Source organism: Bacillus sp. JJ1764, assembly GCF_036962145.1.
Lineage (GTDB): Bacteria > Bacillota > Bacilli > Bacillales > Cytobacillaceae > Neobacillus.
The window spans coordinates 1-1997 of record NZ_JBALNY010000270.1; the positions used below are offsets into that span (position 1 = coordinate 1).

A 1997-nucleotide genomic window follows, 5' to 3' on the forward strand; every position below is an offset into this window, starting at 1 on the left:
ATATATTAGAGAAAATAGAACTATTTTAATGCTAAGTTGTAGTATACCCTGTCCATTCAAAAAATATTTTATAATATACCCACTAAATAATGATATTACAACCGGAATAGATAAAAAAAGTATATTCTTCCAAAAAAGCGGTATATTAACTTTTATTTTCTTATGATAATAAATATTCATAACAATTATGTTCCCAATTGTTAAAGAAATTCCAGTGGCAATGGCACAACCAATACCTCCCCACATTTTGGCTAAAGGAATACTTATTAATATATTTAATACAGCAATAATGGAATAAACTACAGACCTAAATCCATGTAAATTTTTTGCTTGTAGAATCGATAGTCCAACATTTTGAATTAGCGGAATAGTTAGGGGCACCATAATAATTAAAACAATAAAAAAAGCATTATTGTATTCAGATCCAGCCCAAATACTAATAAAATTTTGACCAAATAATATAAATCCACTAATAATATAAGCCATTATAATATATTGGACCCTACCAAATTTTATCATCATTTGTGTAAATTCATTACTTGCGGCATTATTAGCAACCATCATAGAAATCCTAGGTAATAGGAGCCCACTTACAGATGTTGAAAAATTAATATACATTAACACAAACTGCATCCCAACTGAATATACAGCTACCATTATAGTCCCTGATAACATCCCAAGAATAAATTGGTCTGAACTCCAATATATTTTATCAACTATTACATTCAAAAATATAAAAAATGAATAACCAGCAATCTCTCTTAATAATTTATAATCAAATTTATCAAAGGTAATATCAATTTTTAAAACTTTATAGCAATAAATTACGTTTAAAACTAAACAGAGTATATTTAAAATAGCATTTACTACCACTAAAGAAACTGATCCGTGACCTAACAAAAGCAATGGTAAGGTTATACAAGGACCAATTATAGTACGAATAATTGTAACCAATCTTATAAAAATAAACTTTTCATATGCTTGTATAATTGAGCCGAAAACACTTAAAGGAAAAGATAATGCAAAATTAATAATTAATATTAACATCATTATTTTTGCTTTTTCCAATTCGTCCCCTGTCAATGTTGCACTAAACATACTATCAATATTTTTATATAAAATTCCACCAACAATAATAGTTATTAATCCAATAATACTGTACAAAACAATAAACATACCATTAAGTTTTGACTCGGCTCTTGTATCTCCCAGAGCTCGATTCCGAGCGGTATACCTTACAATTGCATTTCCTAATCCCATATCAAGTATACTTAAATATCCCACAATTGAGCCTATTAATGAATATACTCCATATTCTGACTGTCCTAAAAAACGTAACATTATGGGTGTAAAGAGAAAAGAAATTAATATAGTAATAATTATTGTTGCATACGATAGAATTGCGCCAGTCTTGACTTCATTAAGCTTCAAATCAATTCCTGCTTTCGCACATTATTACAATTGTCATTTATATATTTGATGCACAACTACGATATTTTAATATTTAAAAAATGAACCTTTTTCATTATTGCCAATCATAATAATTTATTTTGTCTAAATAAAAAGCAATATTAGATTTTTGATTTTTCTATAATTTTTTCTAATTCTTTGTTTTTATTTCTCATTTCAATCTTTATTTTTTGAATATTATTAATATCTGAGTTTATAATACTAAACATTTGCTCAGAATTTTCAAATTCCTTTAAATCAAATAATTTCTCGTAAGATTCAACCACCATTCCAAACCCCTTAACTTTTGACTGCCAAATTACGCCTATATATGGTAATAGATATTTTTGAGCAATTATCATTGAATGCATTCTTCCACCGATTAGATAATCTAGTGATCCGTACAATTCATAAATATCTTCAAGGCTATTCGGCATTGAAATATTAAAGTATTTAATTTCACTTGTTGATAAGGAGCTCTCTACCTCTTTAATTGCAGACCAATCTATTGTATCTGTTGAGAAAAGTGTAACTATATAGGAATCTGT

The 1997-nt window shown here is 27.4% G+C and carries 2 protein-coding genes; both read right to left on the reverse strand.

The window, feature by feature from the left end:
- A partial coding sequence (locus V7083_RS23685; RefSeq protein WP_335482674.1) for an oligosaccharide flippase family protein occupies positions 1-1431 on the reverse strand: 1431 nt, incomplete at its 3' end.
- Between the two features lie 140 nt (positions 1432-1571).
- Positions 1572-1997: hypothetical protein (locus V7083_RS23690; protein WP_335482676.1), on the reverse strand; the 426-nt coding region annotated here is incomplete at its 5' end.